At 69.0% G+C, this 16,417-nt stretch carries 12 protein-coding genes; 3 read left to right on the top strand and 9 right to left on the bottom strand.

The annotated features are described in order from the left end of the window. Positions 1-15: 15 nt before the first annotated feature. Together AC1DJH_RS23430 and AC1DJH_RS23435 are read right to left on the bottom strand one after the other, a co-directional pair. The gene (locus tag AC1DJH_RS23430; RefSeq protein WP_478187350.1) at positions 16-2,394 is read right to left on the bottom strand and encodes a cytochrome P450; all 2,379 of its coding nucleotides are present in this window, start codon (positions 2,392-2,394) and stop codon (positions 16-18) included. A gap of 10 nt (positions 2,395-2,404) precedes the next feature. Further along, positions 2,405-3,397: a Bug family tripartite tricarboxylate transporter substrate binding protein gene (locus AC1DJH_RS23435; protein WP_478187351.1), complete on the bottom strand. Its 993-nt coding sequence runs from the start codon at positions 3,395-3,397 to the stop codon at positions 2,405-2,407. A 129-nt stretch (positions 3,398-3,526) separates the two neighbouring features. On the opposite strand from AC1DJH_RS23435, the gene AC1DJH_RS23440 reads away from it, so the two are divergent. Further along, entirely contained in the window at positions 3,527-4,339 is an 813-nt protein-coding gene (locus AC1DJH_RS23440) for an IclR family transcriptional regulator (RefSeq protein ID WP_472121011.1), read from the top strand. A 32-nt stretch (positions 4,340-4,371) separates the two neighbouring features. On the opposite strand, the gene AC1DJH_RS23445 is transcribed toward AC1DJH_RS23440, so the two are convergent. Beyond that, positions 4,372-5,199: an undecaprenyl-diphosphate phosphatase gene (locus tag AC1DJH_RS23445; RefSeq protein ID WP_472121013.1), complete on the bottom strand. Its 828-nt coding sequence runs from the start codon at positions 5,197-5,199 to the stop codon at positions 4,372-4,374. 155 nt (positions 5,200-5,354) lie between these two features. Between AC1DJH_RS23445 and AC1DJH_RS23450 the strand changes: the two genes are divergently transcribed. Continuing rightward, positions 5,355-6,242: a hypothetical protein gene (locus tag AC1DJH_RS23450; RefSeq protein WP_478187352.1), complete on the top strand. Its 888-nt coding sequence runs from the start codon at positions 5,355-5,357 to the stop codon at positions 6,240-6,242. Between the two features lie 31 nt (positions 6,243-6,273). Here AC1DJH_RS23450 and AC1DJH_RS23455 read toward each other — a convergent pair whose 3' ends face one another. Genes AC1DJH_RS23455 through AC1DJH_RS23465 form a run of 3 tightly spaced genes read right to left on the bottom strand, consistent with a single transcriptional unit; the run spans position 6,274 to position 9,241 of the window. Beyond that, entirely contained in the window at positions 6,274-6,915 is a 642-nt protein-coding gene (locus AC1DJH_RS23455) for an aspartate/glutamate racemase family protein (protein WP_478187353.1), read from the bottom strand. Positions 6,916-6,938: 23 nt separating this feature from the next. Then, on the bottom strand, positions 6,939-7,853 hold the full coding sequence (locus tag AC1DJH_RS23460; protein WP_472121020.1) for a transporter substrate-binding domain-containing protein: 915 nt from the start codon (positions 7,851-7,853) through the stop codon (positions 6,939-6,941). 53 nt (positions 7,854-7,906) lie between these two features. Continuing rightward, a complete protein-coding gene (locus tag AC1DJH_RS23465) occupies positions 7,907-9,241 on the bottom strand; it encodes an aspartate aminotransferase family protein (RefSeq protein ID WP_472121021.1) in 1,335 nt (444 codons plus the stop codon). A 126-nt stretch (positions 9,242-9,367) separates the two neighbouring features. Between AC1DJH_RS23465 and AC1DJH_RS23470 the strand changes: the two genes are divergently transcribed. Next, positions 9,368-10,234 (top strand): MurR/RpiR family transcriptional regulator, encoded by an 867-nt coding sequence (locus tag AC1DJH_RS23470; RefSeq protein WP_472121024.1) that lies wholly within the window; start codon positions 9,368-9,370, stop codon positions 10,232-10,234. On the opposite strand, the gene AC1DJH_RS23475 is transcribed toward AC1DJH_RS23470, so the two are convergent. From AC1DJH_RS23475 to AC1DJH_RS23485, 3 genes are all read right to left on the bottom strand, one after another. After that, the gene (locus tag AC1DJH_RS23475; RefSeq protein WP_478187354.1) at positions 10,231-10,920 is read right to left on the bottom strand and encodes a GntR family transcriptional regulator; all 690 of its coding nucleotides are present in this window, start codon (positions 10,918-10,920) and stop codon (positions 10,231-10,233) included. The genes AC1DJH_RS23470 and AC1DJH_RS23475 overlap by 4 nt on opposite strands. A gap of 216 nt (positions 10,921-11,136) precedes the next feature. Beyond that, entirely contained in the window at positions 11,137-12,615 is a 1,479-nt protein-coding gene (locus AC1DJH_RS23480) for an efflux transporter outer membrane subunit (RefSeq protein WP_478187355.1), read from the bottom strand. A 13-nt stretch (positions 12,616-12,628) separates the two neighbouring features. Beyond that, complete coding sequence (locus tag AC1DJH_RS23485; protein ID WP_478187356.1) at positions 12,629-15,904, bottom strand: efflux RND transporter permease subunit; 3,276 nt, start codon at positions 15,902-15,904, stop codon at positions 12,629-12,631. Between the last annotated feature and the right edge of the window lie 513 nt (positions 15,905-16,417).

Consider the following 16,417-nt stretch of genomic DNA (forward strand, 5'->3'; position numbering starts at 1 on the left):
GGTAGCCCTGGCGGCTCAGAGTTCGAGCACCAGCCGGTCCTGCCCTTCGCAGGCGCGCGAGCAGCAGGCCATCATCTTGGTGTTGGCGTCGCGCTCCATGCGCGTGAGCACCACGTCGCGGTGGTCGACCTTGCCCGACAGCACGCGCACTTCGCAGGAGCCGCACAGGCCTTCCTCGCAGTCGCTCTGCACATCGACGTTGGCGGCGCGCAAGGCACTCAGCAGCGTCTGGTCGGGCGGCACGGTGAGCACCAGGCCGGAGTCTTTCAGCTCGACCTCGAAGGCGTGCTCCTTCGACGGGTCGAGCGTGGCCAGCGTCGATTCGAAATGCTCCACGCGCAGCGCGCCTTCGGGCCATGCGGCGCAAGCATGTTCCAGCGCTTCGAGCATGCGCAGCGGGCCGCAGGCATACACCTGCGCGCCGGGCACGGGCTTCGCGAGCAGCGCCTGCAGGTCGTTGCGGCGGCCTTCATCCGCCGCATGCACATGCAGGCGCTCGCCGTGCAGCGCGGCCAGTTCGTCGACGAAAGCCATGCTCGCGCGGCTGCGGCCGCTGTAGTGCAGCTCGTAGGCCATGCCCAGCGCCTTGGCGCGCCGCGCCATCGCGCTCACCGGCGTGATGCCGATACCGCCCGCGATGAAGATCGCCTTGTCCAGCGACTCGTCGAGCCTGAAGTGGTTGCGCGGGCCGCGAATGCGCAGCCGGTCGCCGACCTTCACGCTGGCATGCACCCAGGCCGAGCCGCCGCGCCCTTCGGGTTCGTGCAGCACCGCAATCTCGAACACGCCGGCTTCATCCGGGTCGCCGCACAGCGAGTACTGGCGAGAGAGTTCGGGCACGCCGCATTCCACGTCGACGTGCGCGCCGGGCGTCCAGCGCGGCAGCGGCTTGCCGTCGGGCGAGGCCAGGCGCAGCTTGACGATGCCGTCGGCCACCGGCGTCACGCGCTCGACGACCACGGGCCGCGCGATCGAGCCCGCCGAGGGCTCGCCGATGCGAACCGGCACCTGCACATCGAGAAGGCCCTTGTTCGTGCGCTCGGGGTTCAGCGCCGGGTCCCATTCGACGAGCAGGTGCTCCGGTCCGCGGAACGAGGTGTTCGGCACGTAGGTGAAGCGCTGCTCGGACAGCTTCATGTGCGGCAGCCGGCGCGTGAACTCCTCCAGGAAGATCTGCATCTCCATGCGCGCCAGGTTCTTGCCCATGCACTGGTGCGAGCCGTAGCCGAAGGTGAGGTGGTCGCTGGCGTTGTCGCGGCGGATGTCGAACAGGTCGGCGTCCTCGAAGTGCCCTTCGTCGTGGTTGGCCGACGAGGTGACGATCAGCAGGCGCGAGCCCGCGGGCAGGTCGACGCCGTCGATCTGCGTGTCTTTCGTGACCAGGCGCCGCCATGCGGCCACCGAGCCGTTGTGGCGCAGGCACTCTTCCACCGCGTTGGGAATGAGCCCCGGGTCTTCGCACAGCTCCTGCCACACCTGCGGGTGCTGCAGCAGCAGCTTCATCGCGTTGGCGGTGGCATTGGCCGTGGTCTCGTGCGCGGCGACGATGCCGGCCATCATCATCGAGTGCAGGTACGAGTCGGTCACCACCTCGGGGTGCAGCGCCTGCTTGCGGATGCCGTACTGCATCCAGCCGGGGGCGTCGGGGTCTTGCCGCATCTTGTCGAGCACCTTGCCGGCGTACTGCCAGAAGTTGCCCACCGCATGCGCCACGGCCACCTGCTCCTCGGGCTTGGGGCGGCCCCAGGTGTTGACGGTGTGCGCAATGGAGTACTTGCGCAGCGTGTCCATGTCTTCCTCGGGCACGCCGAGAAAGTGCAGCGCCACGGTCAGCGGAATTTCCCACAGCATCTGGTCGACCAAATCCGCCTTGCCGTCGTCGATGAAGCGGTCGACGTAGGCGCGCGCCAGCTCGCGCACCATCGGCTCGTGGTGCTTCAGCGCCTCGGGCGTGAACGGGTCCATGAGCGCGCGGCGGCGCGGCATGTGGGCGGGCTCGTCTTCGTTCACCAGCGTGCGGTTCAGCGCGAAGCCGTAGGAGGCCAGCACCGCGTTGGCTTCCTCGCCGGTGGGCGTGATCTTCTCCAGCGCGTTCGACGGGCTGAAGGTGATGTTGTCGCGGAACACCGCCTTGATGTCCGCATAGCGCGTGATCACCCAGTAGCCCAGCCTGGGGCTGTAGAAGATCGGCTCCTGCTCGCGCGCCCAGCGCACGTACTCGGGCGGGTCCTGCTGGTAGCCGTCCTCGAAGGGGTCGAAGCCGGCGGCGCGCTGGCTCACGGGGCAGCCGGTGGGCGTGCGCTCGGAAGACAACGGGCCGTGGGCGACCGGGCAGCCGGAGCGCTGCGGGCCGGAGGTGCCTGCGGCTTGGCGAACGGGGGCGGTGTCTGGCATGGCGTTGGACTCAGTCGAGGGTGATCTTGAGGTCGCGGATGAGCTTCTGCCAGCGCACGGTCTCGTTCTTGAGCAGCTCGGCGTACTGCGCGGGCGTGTTGCCCACGGGTTCCACGCCGAAGTCGACCATGCGCGTGCGGACTGACGGCTCATTGATGGCCGCGACGATCTGGCGGTTCAGCGTCTTGACCACATCGGGCGGCGTGGCCGAAGGCACCACCACGCCGACCAGCGCGGCGGCCTCCACGTTCTTGTAGCCCAGCTCGGCGAAGGTGGGCACGTCGGGCAGCTGCGGCAGCCGGGTGGCGTTGGCCACGGCCAGCGCGCGCACCTTGCCGCCCTTGATGAAACCGGAGCCCGCGGCCAGGTCGACCATCATGGCCGGCAGCTGTCCGCCCACCACGTCAGCCAGCGCCGGCGCCGCGCCGCGGTACGGCACGTGCACCATGAAGAGCTTGGCCTCCACCTTCAGCAGCTCCATCGCCAGGTGGTGCGGGCTGCCCGCGCCGGCCGAGGCGTAGTTGATGCCGCCCGGCTTGGCACGCGCCTGGGCGATGAAGTCCTTGGCCGAGGCGAATCCCGAGTTGGCGCCCACCACCAGGATCATGGGGAACTTGCCCATCAGCGTGACGGGTGCCAGGTCCTTGGTGGGGCTGTAGGTCAGCGACTTGTAGAGCGCCGGGTTGAACACCAGCGTGCCGTTGTCGGCCGAGAGGATGGTGTAGCCGTCCGCCGGCGCACGCGCCGTCTCGGCCGCGCCCAGCGCGGTGTTGCCGCCGGGCTTGTTGTCGACCAGCACGGGCTGGCCGACCTGCGTGGAGAAGGTCTGCGCGACGGTGCGGGCCAGGAAGTCGGAGCCGCCGCCGGCCGCGTAAGGGACGATCCAGCGGATCGGCTTGGCCGGGTAGGTCTGCGCGCTGGCGGCGGTGGCGGCAAGGCCAGCAACTGCAGCAACGGCAGCGAACGAGATGACCGCGAGTGCGCGGGCGGCGTGCTTCTTCATGGGGGTGTCTCCGAGTTGGATATTGTGTATTGCGTAATTATCATACGCATTGCGTAATAGATAGATCGCGGGTTTACCCGAGCGCCCGGGCCGATCGGCGCCCTGCCCACCCCCTACCATCGAGCGCACATGACCTCATCGCCGGAACCGATCCCTACCCCTCCCCGCGAACGCCGCCAGCGCGTGCAGGCCGCCGAAACCGGCATGGCCGTGCTCAAGGGCCTGGCCCACCTGGGCGGGCGCAGCAGCCTCACGGCCCTGTCGACCCACGTCGCCGAAAGCCCCGCCAAGGTGCACCGCTATCTCGCCAGCCTGATGGAAGAAGGCCTGGTGGCGCAGGACGCGGTCTCGCAGCACTACTACCTGGGCACCGCGGCCATCCAGATCGGCCTGGCCGCCATGCGCCAGGCCGACCCGATTCGCGCGGCCGAACCCTGCCTCGTTCGCCTGCGCGAATCGCTGGAGGTGACGTGCTTCCTCGCGGTGATGGGCAACAAGGGCCCGACCATCGTGCGCTTCGAGGAGCCGGGCCTGCCCGTGACGGTGAACGTGCGCGCGGGCTCGGTGATGTCGATGCTGTGGTCGGCCACGGGCCGGGCCTTTCTGGGCCTGCTCGACGAGTCGCGCGTGCTGGCGCTGGCCGAGCAGGAACTGGGCGATGCCACGCCCGACATGCGCGCGCTGCTCGATGCGAAGGACCCGATCGGCACCTTGCGCCGCGAGGTGCAGCAGGCGCGCTGCGCCAGCGTGAAGGACACCTACCTGCGCGGCATCAGCGCCGTGGCGGCGCCGGTGTACGACTACGCGGGCCGCGTGAGCGCGGTAATCACCGCGCTGGGCGCCACGGGCGGCTTCGACCCCGCCATCGACGGGCCCATTGCCGTGGCCGTGCGGCAGGAGGCCCGGGCCGCCAGCGCCCTGCTGGGCGCCACCGCGGCCTGAAGTTTCAAAAGCTCAAGGAGGGACAGGCGGAATCAGTCCGCCCAGACCACCGCGCCGCTCCACGCGGTCGCCAGCACCACGATGCCGAAGGCGATGCGGTACCAGGCGAAGGGCACGAAGCTGTGGCTGCTGATGTAGCGCAGCAGCCAGCGCACGCACAGCCAGGCGCTGATGAACGAGAACACCAGGCCCACCGCGAACAGCGGCAGGTCGGCCATCGACAGCGCCGCGCGCTCCTTGTAGACGCTGTACACGCCCGCACCGATCAGCGTGGGAATGGCCAGGAAAAACGAGAAATCGGTCGCCGCCTGGCGCGACAGGCCCAGCAGCATGCCGCCGATGATGGTCGAGCCGCTGCGGCTGGTGCCCGGGATCATCGCGAAGCACTGCACCAGGCCGACCTTGAGCGCGTCCCACGGCGTCATGTCGTCCACGTGCTCGACGCGCACCGAGCCGGGCGGGCGCTTCTCGGCCCACAGGATGATGAAGCCGCCGATGATGAAGGTGCTGGCCACCACGGTCGGAATGAACAGGTGCGCCTTGATGACCTTGCCGAACAGCAGGCCCAGCACCACCGCCGGCAGGAAGCCGATGAAGATGTTCAGCGCCAGGCGCTGCGCCTTGGGTTGCCGGGGCAGTGCCACCACGGTGGAGCGGATCTTCTGCCAGTACACCAGGATCACCGCGAAGATCGCGCCGGTCTGGATCGCGATCTCGAAGACCCTGCCCCGGTCGTCGCCGAAGCCGCCGAGCAGCGAGCCCGCAAGAATCAGATGGCCGGTCGACGAGATCGGAAGAAATTCGGTCAGCCCCTCCACGATGCCCATGATGGCGGCCTTGACCAGCAAAACGATGTCCACGCGTACTCCTTGAAAGAGCGGCAATTATGGCGAGGGGACAGGTCAGGTCGGGTTCAGGTGGCGCGCAGGATACCCAGTTCTGGTGATGTTCCTCGGCATTTGGTTGACACATAGTCACAAATGAACCGGACCCGAGGTCCACAGGAGCTTCACCCATGCAAACCTCCACCCGCGGCAATGGGCTCGAAGAGCACGTCTCGACCGCCGACGACCATGGCGAGGACCGGCGCAAGAACGCGCAGGACATCGAGCGCGAGCAATGCGAGTCGGTACGGCGCGTGACCCAGGCCACGGGTGCGTCGGGCAGCGAACTGCGCCAGTTGATGCAACGCCTGCTCGACATCGGCCGCTCGAGCGCGGGCATCGTGGCGCAGGGGCACATCGCGGCCGACCGGATGCAGTCGGGCATGCCGCGGCTCGACCTGGACGACGGCCACACGGCCGACCAGTGCAGCGACGCGGCGCAGAGCATCGACTTCTGGCTGCTGGAGCCGCTGGACCCGGCGCACGACAAGAAGTGGTATGCCCGCTGGAAGTTCTGGAGCTTCATCCTGGGCGCATCCGGGCCCGACGTGGCGCTGACCTTGCAGGGGCTGGCCCTGCGGCCGAGCGAGCCAGGGGACGCCCATGCCGACCTGGTGGCCAAGGCGCGCAAGGTGCTGGAGAGCTGGCGCCGCACCTCCGAGCCGCTGTTCTGGGCGGCGGTCGAGTGCTATGTGCGGCAGCAGTCGTTCTCGCTCGAAACGCAGGCCTACCTGATGCACTGCATCGCCGCGGTCTTCCCGGGCGACGGCATGAAACTGTCGAATGCGCAGAGCGAAGCGCTCACCGCCGTGCTGACCGGCACCTACTGCGACGCGCTGGGCAGTTCGGCGACGCTGCCCTCGGCCGATATCTACCGCCGCCTGTCGCAGGGACTGCAGGCCACCGACCGCGAGACCGCGCTCACACGGCCACTGGGACGCAGCGACGCGGCGCAGATCGCGATCACGGCGCTGTTCTCCATCATCGAGAACGCGCGCGCGCCTCAGCCTGGGCCCTGACCTAACCTGACCTGACCTGCCCTGCCCTGCTCTACCCGGCGCGGCGGCGCAACGCACGCACCGCGCTGTCGACCGTGGTCGACACCGGCAAACCACTCGCCGCCTCGCAGGCGGCGCGCGCGCGCGCCATGCTGAACTGCGCGAGCGCAAGGCGCGTGCAACCGCGCTCGCGCAACGCCGCGGCCTGTGCGGCAATGAGCGCGTCGTGGCGCTGCGTGTCGCCGGCGTTCAGCGCGTCGAGCGCGCCGTCGGCCAGCGCCAGTTCGAGCGGCGTGCCTTGCGCAAACTCGCCCGGCATCGACACCAGGGTGGGCGCGAAGGTGGCAATGAGCCCGAGCCGGCCCTGCCCTTGCGCCACCTCGTCGACCATGGCCTCGTTGGGCTTGAGCACCGCGATGCCCGCATGCCTGCGCGCCACCGCCTCGATGCACGGCCCGAAGGCCGAGCAGGTGAACAGAATGCCCTGCGCGCCCGTGTCGACCGCGTACTGCGCAAGACGCTGAAAACGCTCGTGCATGGCCGCATCCAGGCCGCTGCCTTCGCGCGCCAGGTCGGCGGAGAGGCTGTCGTCGAGCAGGTTCATGCGCACCGCCTCGGGCCAGTCACGCGCGAAGGCTTCGTTGATGGGCGCGACGGAATGCGAGAGCGCGTGGATCAGGGCAATGCGTGTCATGGGTTCGGACGGTTCGGATGCACCTAGATGCCCTTGGACGACGGGTTGGCGAACGCGTCCTTCGTCTCGGCATTCAGCGGGTAGTTGATGTTGATGCCCTTGGGCGGAATGGGCGACATGAACCACTTGGCGTACAGCCTTTCCATTTCGCCCGACTTCATCATGCCCGACACCACCCGATCGACCAGCGCCTTGAAGGCCGGGTCGTCCTTGCGGAACATCAGCGACTGGTTCTCGGTGCGCAGGCTCTCGCCGGTGATGACGAAGTCCTTCGGGTTGCGCGCGTTGGCGAGCTGCCCGGCCAGCAGGATGTCGTCGAGCACGAAGGCCTGCGCCCGGCCGCTTTCCACCAGCAGGAACGAGTCGCTGTGGTCCTTGCCCGCGAGGTTGGTCACGTCCAGGCTGCGGCCCCGGTCGGCCTCGCGCAGCAGGCGGAACGATGTGGTGCCGGTGGTGGTGGCCACCGTCTTGCCCTGCAGGTCGGCAATGCTCTTGATGCCCGAATCGGCCTTCACCAGCATGCGCACGTTGTAGCGGAAGATGTCCGGCGAGAACGCCACCTGCTTCTGCCGCTCGACCAGGTTGGTGGTGGAGCCGCACTCGATGTCGACCGTGCCGTTCTGCACCAGCGGGATGCGGTTGGCCGAGGTGACGGCCTGGTACCTGACCTCGATGGCCGGCAGCTTCAGCTCGGTCTTCACCGCCTCGACGATGCGGTTGCAGATCTCGATGCTGTAGCCCACGGGCTTGAGGTTGCCGTCGAGGTACGAGAAGCCGAACGACGACTCGCGGTAGCCGAAGGTGATGGCGCCGCTGGCCTTGATCTTGGCGAGCGTGTCGCCCTCCTGCGCTTGCGCGGCGGTGCAAGGCAACAGGGTGGCAAAGGCCAACGCGAGCGCGGCGGCACCGCAAGAAAACGGCAGACGTAGCTTGGGCATGGAACGCTCCTTGGAACGACGGTTGAAGAAAAAACGAGAGGGAAAAAAGGCGCTCAGCGCATGGCCGCGCGCGTCACGGCGTCGATCGATTCGGCCAGCCGCCCGGCGATGGCCTGCAGGTCTTGCCGCGTGGCGATGAAGGGCGGCGCCAGCAGCACGTGGTCGCCCTGCCGCCCGTCGACCGTGCCGCCGAAGGGATAGCACAGCAGGCCGCGCGCCATCGCGTCCTTCTTGACGGCGGCGTTCAGCTTCAGCGCCGGATCGAACGGCGCCTTGCTCGCCCGGTCGGCCACCAGCTCCAGGCCCCAGAAGAAGCCGCGCCCGCGGATGTCGCCCACATGCGGATGCGTGCCCAGCGCCGCCTGCAGCATCGCGCCGAAGGCGATGCCGTCGTCGCGCACCTTGGCGACCAGGCCGTCGCGGCGGATCACCTGCTGCACCGCGAGCGCGGCGGCGCAGGCCATCGGGTGGCCGAGGTAGGTGTGGCCGTGCTGGAAGAAGCCGCTGCCCTGCGACATGGCCTCGACGATGCGGCGCTGCGCCAGCACCGCGCCCACCGGCTGGTAGCCGCCGCCCAGGCCCTTGGCGATGGTGATCAGGTCGGGCACCACGCCCTCTTGCTCGCAGGCGTGCAGCGTGCCGGTGCGGCCCATGCCGCACATCACCTCGTCGAGGATCAGCAGCACGCCGTACTTGTCGCACACCGCGCGCACCGCCTTGAAGTAGCCCGGCACGGGCACGAGCACGCCGGCCGTGGCGCCGCCGACCGTTTCGGCGACGAACGCGATCACGCGGTCGGCGCCCTGCGCAAGGATGGCTGCTTCCAGCTCCGCCGCCAGGCGCAGGCCGTACTGCTCGGGGGTTTCGCCTTCGCGCTGCTCGCGGTAGGGATAGCACGGCGACACGTGCGTGGCCGGCACCAGGATGGGCGCGAAGGGCTCGCGCCGCCAGGCGTTGCCGCCCACCGCCAGCGCGCCCAGCGTGTTGCCGTGGTAGCTCTGGCGGCGCGCGATGAAGTGGGTGCGCTGCGGCTGGCCGATTTCCACGAAGTACTGGCGCGCCATCTTCAGCGCCGACTCCACCGCCTCGGAGCCGCCGCTCACCAGGTACACGTGGCTCATGCCCTCGGGGGCGGCGCCGATCAGCTCGTCGGCCAGTTGCTCGGCCACCTCGCTGGTGAAGAAGCTGGTGTGGGCGTAGGCCAGCGTGTCGAGCTGCGCATGCATGGCGGCCAGCACCTCGGGGTGCGCATGGCCCAGGGACGACACCGCCGCGCCGCCCGAGGCGTCGAGGTACTCGCGGCCTTCCGCGTCGCGGATGTACATGCCGTGGGAGCCGGTGGCAACAGGCGGGGTCTGGCGAAGATGGCGGTGGAAGACGTGCGTCATGGGGTCTGAGGGGGTTGGAACCAACGTTACGGATGAATTATTGTTTGGAACATTCGTTCCGTCAACTGTTCCAGAAAACCCTGTCCGGTACATTTGTTCCAACGACAGCCGAAGAGAGACACCGCCATGGGCGCCAGAGACCAGATCCGCCAGCGTTTCAACGAACTCAGCCCCGCGCTGCAACAGGTGGCGCGCTACCTGCTCGACCATCCGAACGAGGTCGTCACCGGCTCGATGCGCAACGTGGGCACGCGCTCGCAGAGCACGCCGGCCACCCTGGTGCGCTTTGCGCAGCACCTGGGCTTCGAGGGCTGGCCGCAGCTGAAGGAGGCCTTTGCCGCGGACATGGGCCTGGGCAGCGAGACCTACGGCGGGCGCGCCAAGCAGCTTGTCGGCCGCGCCAGGGACCAGAGCCTGACCGGGGAGATGTTCGAGGTGCAGCGCCGCAACCTCGAGGCCACGCACCGGCAGAGCGAGCAGGCGCTGCAGAAGGCCTGCGCGCTCATCGAAAAGGCGCCGGCCGTGCATGCCGCGGGGTTTCGCGCCTGCTTTCCGATCGCTTTTTCGTTCGTCTACGTCTACCGCATCTTCCGCGCCAGCGTGCACCTGGTCGACGGCCAGGGCGGCTCGCTGGAGATGCAGCAGCGCGCCTTCGCCAAGGGCGACGCGCTGGTGGTGGCGAGCTTTGCGCCCTACTCGCGCGAGGCGCTGCAGGTGGCGCAGGCGGCCAGGGCGGCCGGTTGCCGCATCGTGGCCATCACCGACAGCGTGACCTCGCCGCTGTCGCTGCTGGCCGACGAGACGCTGCTGTTCACCATCCACAGCCCCTCGTTCTTCCCGTCGGTGGCGGCCGGCGTGGCGCTGTCGGAGGCGCTGGTCGAACTGCTCGCCAGCCGCGCGGGCAAGCCGGTGGTGCGGCGCATCGACCAGGCCGAGGCACAGCTGTTCGAATCGGGGGCCTACCTGGCACCGCCGCCGGCACGCGGCGGCTAGGCCAGCGCGCGGGCCTGCGCGGCGTTCTTGCGCAGGTGGTACACCAGCAGGTCGCGGTTGCAGGTGATGTGGTCGCGCATGATGGCCTCGGCGGCGGCGGCGTCCCGCTGGCCCAGCGCCTCGACCAAGCGGCCGTGCTCCTCGACCGCCTGCATCGCCTGGGTCTGGCGGGAGAGCTGCATCGACGCATCGCGGGGGTGCGGGCGCAGGTGGCTGTCGAAGATGATCGGCAGCTGGCAGGCCCGTTGCACGGCCTCGGTCAGCCAGCGGTTGTCCGCCACCGCCAGCAGCTTGCGGTGGAAATCGAGGTTCATGTCGTGCCAGCGCAGCGCATGCGACTGCGTCCACTCCTTGCCCTGCAGCAGCTTCCGCTGCGCGGCCACCATGGCTTGCAGCTGTGCGTGCGCCTCGGCGTCCAGGCCGCGCTCGCCGAGCAGGCGGCAGCCCATGCCTTCCAGGTTGGCACGCACGCTGAAGGCGTCGAACACGTCCTTGGCGTTGAAGCGGCGCACCTGGAAACCCTTGTTGGGCACATAGACCAGCAACCCCTCGTCGGCCAGCCGCGCCATGGCGCCGCGCACGGGCGTGCGCGACACGCCGAGTTCATTGGCGAGCGTGGTCTCCATCAGATGGGAACCGGGCGTGAACACGCCGTCGAAGATGCGGTTGCGCAGTGTCTCGGCCACGGACAAGGCGCGTGTCCGGCCAGGGTCGGGAGGGCTCATCGAAGATCGGAAACAGAGGACAGCCGGAAAAGGGCCGGCCGGATCGTACGGTGCGCCGCCCGCGCTTCATATCCCCGGTTCCCGTAGAAATTCGATGCCGTGGGGCCTGGGCCCGCACCCCGGCGCGGCCACCGGCCCGAAAGCACGGGCCCAGGGCCTGCCCGCCAGGTCAGCCGTTCACTGCGCGCGGGGCGTGGTGGCGGGCTCCGCTGGCTGCGCGCCGGCACTGCTGCCCATCCACCCCGCCTGCCAGCCGCCGCCCATCGCCTGGATCAGCGCGATGGCGGTGGTCTGGCGGTTCACCTGCAACTGCACCAGCGTGCGCCGCGCATTGAGCGCGGCGGCCTGCGCCGTGACCACGTCGGTGTAGCTCACCTGCCCTGCGCGATAGCGGTTGAGCAGTTGCTGTTCGGTCTTGTCGGCCGCCGCCGAGGCCTCGCGGCGCAGGCCCTCCTGCTGCGCGAGCGTGGCGCTGGCGGTGAGCTGGTCTTCCACCGCCTGGAAGGCGGTGAGCACGGTCTGGCGGTAGCGCGCCACGCTCGATTCATAGCCGGCCTTGGCGGAATCGACATTGGCGGCGATGGCCCCCGCGTCGAACACCACCTGCGCCACCGACAGGCCCAGCGACCACAGCGAGTTGGCCGAGCCGAACAGGTCTTTCACGCGGCTCGCGTTGCTGCCCACCGAGGCGGTGAGGTTGATGCTGGGAAAGTACGCCGCGCGTGCAATGCCGATCTGCGAATTGGCCGACGCCACCGTGCGCTCGGCCGCGGCAATGTCGGGCCGGCGCTGCAGCAACGTCGAGGGCACGCCGGTCGGCACGCCCGGCACGTTGGGCGTCCATTGCGCGGCCGGCAGGCTGAAGTCCGCGGGGGCCACGCCCAGCAGCGTGGCAATGGCGTGCTCGTAGGTGGCGCGCGTGCGCTGCAGCCCCACGCGGTCGGCCTTGGCGTTGACGAGCTGGGTCTGCGCCTGCAGCACGTCGGTCTGCGCGGCAATGCCGGCGGCATAGCGGTTGCTCGTGATGTCGAAGGCGCGCTGGTAGCCCTGGATGGTTTCGTCCAGCAGCACGATCTCTGCGTCGGCCTCGCGCAGCGAGAAATAGTTGGTCGCCAGGTCGCCGACGGCCGACAGGCGCGCGGCGGCGAGGTCGGCCTCGCTGGCTTGCGCGCTGGCCTGCGCGCTGCTCACGGCTTCGCGCAGGCGGCCCCATACGTCGGGCGTCCAGCTGGCGCCGAGCGAGGCGGAGAACGCATTCGACGGGCTCGAGCTGCTGCTGCCGCCCACCGTGCCGGTGCGTTTGCCCGAGCCGTCGAACCCGACCGACGGGAACAGCGCCGCGCGCTCGCCGCGCACCAGGGCCTGGGCCTGCGAGTAGTTGGCCACCGCCGCGGCGATGTTCTGGTTGGACACCTGCACGCGGCCGGCGAGATCGTCGAGCGTGGCGTCGCCGAACAGCTTCCACCATTCGCCACGGTCCAGCGCATCGGCCGGCGCGGCGGGCATCCAGCCTTCGGCGGTCTGCATCTCTTTCCAGTTGGCGGGCAAGGCGGTGGTGGGCTGCTCGTAGCGCGGACCGACGGCGCAGCCGGCGAGGGCCGCGGCCAGCGCGAGCGCCGAGAGCGAGAAGCGGGAGGCGGAAAGCAGTGCGTTCATGGCGGTGTTGTTCTCAAGCAGGCGTTGCACGGCTCAGTTCATGTTCGTGTTTGCTGCGGCGGCGCAGCTTGTCCATCAGCAGGTAGACGACCGGCGTGGTCAGCAGCGTCAGCAGCTGGCTCGCAATGAGCCCGCCGATGATGGCCACGCCCAGCGGCCGGCGCAGCTCGGCGCCCTCCCCGAAACCGATGGCCAGCGGCAGCGCGCCCAGGGCGGCGGCCAGCGTGGTCATCAGGATCGGGCGGAAGCGCAGCAGGCAGGCTTCTCGCACCGCCTCCAGCGGCGTGAGCCCGCGCGAGCGCTCGGCCTCCAGCGCGAAGTCGATGATCAAAATGGCGTTCTTCTTCACGATGCCGATCAGCAGGAACACGCCGATCAGCGCAATGATCGAGAACTCCATGCGGAACATCAGCAGCGCCAGCACCGCGCCCACGCCGGCCGACGGCAGCGTCGAGAGCACCGTGATCGGGTGCACCAGGCTTTCGTACAGGATGCCGAGCACGATGTAGATGACCACCAGCGCCGCAAAGATCAGCATCACCTGCTGGCTCTGCGACTGCTGCGCGCTCGCCGCCGTGCCGGCGAAGGCGCCGCGCACGTTGGTGGGCATGGCGATGTTGGCCTCGGCCTTGGCGATGGCCTCGCGCGCGTCGCCCAGGTTGGCGCCCTCGGCGAGGTTGAACGAGATGGTGGTGGCCAGCTCGCCGTCCTCGTGGCTCACCGAGGTGGCCACCGACTGCTCTTCGAACTTCGCGACCGCCGACAGCGGCACCAGGCTGGTGGCCGTGTTGCTCAGCACGTTGCCGGACGACGCATTGCGCAGCGCCGGATTGGCCGACACCGGCACCGCCGTGCTGGCGGCGCTCGACGACACGCCCGAGGTCGACGAGGACGTCGACGCCGTGGTGCTCGATGCCGCCACCTGCGTGGTCACCGTCTGCCCTGCCACCACCGAGGTCTTGGTGGCCGGCACGTAGATGTCCTTCAGCGCGTTCGGGCTGCGCGTGTAGCGCGGCGCCCACTCCATCACCACGTGGTACTGGTTCAGTTCCGTGTAGATGGTCGCCACCTGCCGCTGCCCGAAGGCGTTGTACAGCGCGTTGTCGATGGACGTGGACGTGAGGCCCAGCCGGCGCGCGCTGTCGGGGTCGACCTTGGCGACCGTCTCGACACCGTTCTCGTCCTGGTCGGTGTCGACGTCGGTCAGCACCGGCTGCTGCTTGAGCTCGTCGGACAGCTTCAGCGCCCAGGTGCGCAGGTCGGCCAGGCTGTCGCTCTTGAGCGTGTACTGGTAGGTGGAGTTGCTGGCGCGCCCGCCCGAGCGAACGTCCTGCACGGTGCCCAGGAACACGCGAAGGCCCGTCACTTCGGCGAGCTGCGGGCGCAGCCGCGCGATGACCGCCAGGCCGCTGTCCTTGCGCTGGCTGGCCGGCTTCAGGTTGACGAACATGAAGCCGCCCCCGGCACGCCCCGCGCCGGTGAAGCCGACCACCGTGTCCACGGCGGGGTCGGCACGAATGATGTCGACCACCTGCCGCAGCTTGGCCGCGAGCGCCTGCGAAGAAATGCTCTGGTCGGCGCGCAGGCCGCCGTTGAGCTGCCCGCTGTCCTGCTGCGGGAAGAAGCCCTTGGGCGCGGCGCTGAAGAGATACACGTTCAGCCCCACCACCGCCACCAGGATCAGCATGACCAGCCCCTTGCTGTCGAGCGCCCAGTCGAGGCTGGTCTCGTAGCGCTTGAGCACCCAGTCGTAGCTGCGCGCGGCCATGCGGCCCAGGCGGCCCTGCGGCTTGTTCCTGTCGTGCTCGCCGCCCGGCTTGAGCAGCCACGCACACATCATGGGCGTGGTGGTGAGCGAGATGACCAGCGAGATCAGCACCGCCGCCGACAGCGTGATCGCGAACTCGCGGAACAGCCGGCCCACCTGCCCGCCCATGAACAGCAGCGGGATGAACACCGCCACCAGCGACACGCTGATCGACAGCACCGTGAAGCCCACCTCCTTCGCCCCGAGCAGCGCCGCCTTCATGCGCGTCATGCCCGATTCGATGTGCCGGCTGGTGTTTTCGAGCACCACGATGGCGTCGTCCACCACGAAGCCGGTGGCCACCGTGAGCGCCATCAGGCTCAGGTTGTTCAGGCTGAAGCCCAGCAGGTACATGACCCCGAAGGTGCCCAGCAGCGCCGCCACCGTGGCCACGGCCGGCACGATGGTCGCGCGCACGCTGCGCAGGAACAGGCTGACCACCAGCACCACCAGGATCACGGAGATGACCAGCGTGAACTCCACCTCGCGCAGCGAGCCGCGGATGGAGTTGGTGCTGTCGGAGGCCACCTGCAGCGTGACGTCGGGCGGCAGTTGCGCCTGCAGCTCGGGCAGCAGCGCGCGCACGCTGTCGACCGTCTCGATGATGTTGGCCGAGGGCTGCCGCGTGATGAGCACGATGATCGCGGGCTCGCCGTTGAACAGGCCGAGCGTGCGCGTGTCTTCCACGCCGTCGAGCACCTCCGCCACGTCCTGCAGCCGCACCGCGGCGCCGTTGCGCCAGGCGATGACCATCGAGGCGTAGTCGCTGGCGCGCAACGCCGGCGTCTGCGTGTAGATCTGCAGCTTGCGGCCGTCGCCCTGCACCGTGCCCTTGGGCCGGTTGGCGTTGGAGGCCTGGACGGCGGCGCGCACGTCGTCGGTGCTGATGCCGTAGCGGCTGAGCGCGAACGGCAACAGCTCGATGCGCACCGCGGGCAGCGAGCCGCCGCCGATCTCCACGTCGCCCACGCCGTCGACCTGCGACAGGCGCTGGCTGACGATGTTGGAGACGGCGTCGTAGATCTGGCCCGGCGTCTTGGTCTTGGACGTGAGTGCCAGGATGATGACCGGGGACGCGGCCGGGTTGGCCTTGCGGTAGGTCGGATTGCTGCGCAGGGTGGCGGGCAGGTCGACGCGGCTGGCGTTGATGGCGGCCTGCACTTCGCGCGCGGCGCCGTCGATGTTGCGGCTCAGGTCGAACTGCAGGGTGACACGGGCTGAACCCACCGAGCTGGTGGAGGTCATTTCGTTGACGCCTGCGATGGTGCCGAGGTGGCGCTCCAACGGCGTGGCTACGCTGGTTGCCATCGTTTCCGGGCTTGCTCCGGGGATCGATGCCCTTACCGAGATGACTGGGTAGTCGACCTGGGGGAGTGGGGAGACTGGCAGTACGAAGAAGGCTGCTATGCCGGCCAGTGCGATGCCGATAGTCAGGAGCACTGTGCCTATGGGGCGCTTTACGAACGGGAGCGACAAGTTCATCGTTGTGCTCCTTTTGGGGTTCCGGGGCCGGGACTCGCCCCGGCGGGCGAGCTACTTTCTTTTGCTTCGCCAAAAGAAAGTAGCCAAAGAAAAGGCGACCCTGCTGGCTGCGTCCCTGCGCTTCGCTCCGGGCAACCTGCGGTGCTCACGTTCCGCGGGGTCTCGCCCAAACTCGCTTCGCTCAGACAAGGGCGAGCCCTGATCCGCGAAACGCTGCGCTCCTCGGCGCATCCAGAAGGGATTGGATACCGACACGCCTTCGCTGCGCTCGGCTCCGAACAGCCAATAACCAAGGCCGAACACCCCATACCAACCGCCGCAGGCGCGCAGCGCCTGCGGCGGCTTGGTGGCCGAGCAACGCGATGGCCCGGGTGGTTCCCACCCCCTCTGGCTGCGCCGAGGAGCGCAGTGTTTCGCGGATCAGGGCTCGCAGCTGTTTGAGCGAAGCGAGTTCTGCGAGACCCCGCGAAACGCGAGCACCGCAGGTTGCCCCGTAGCGCAGCGAAGGGGTCG

The sequence above is a fragment of the Variovorax sp. 10N412 genome, assembly GCF_056394985.1.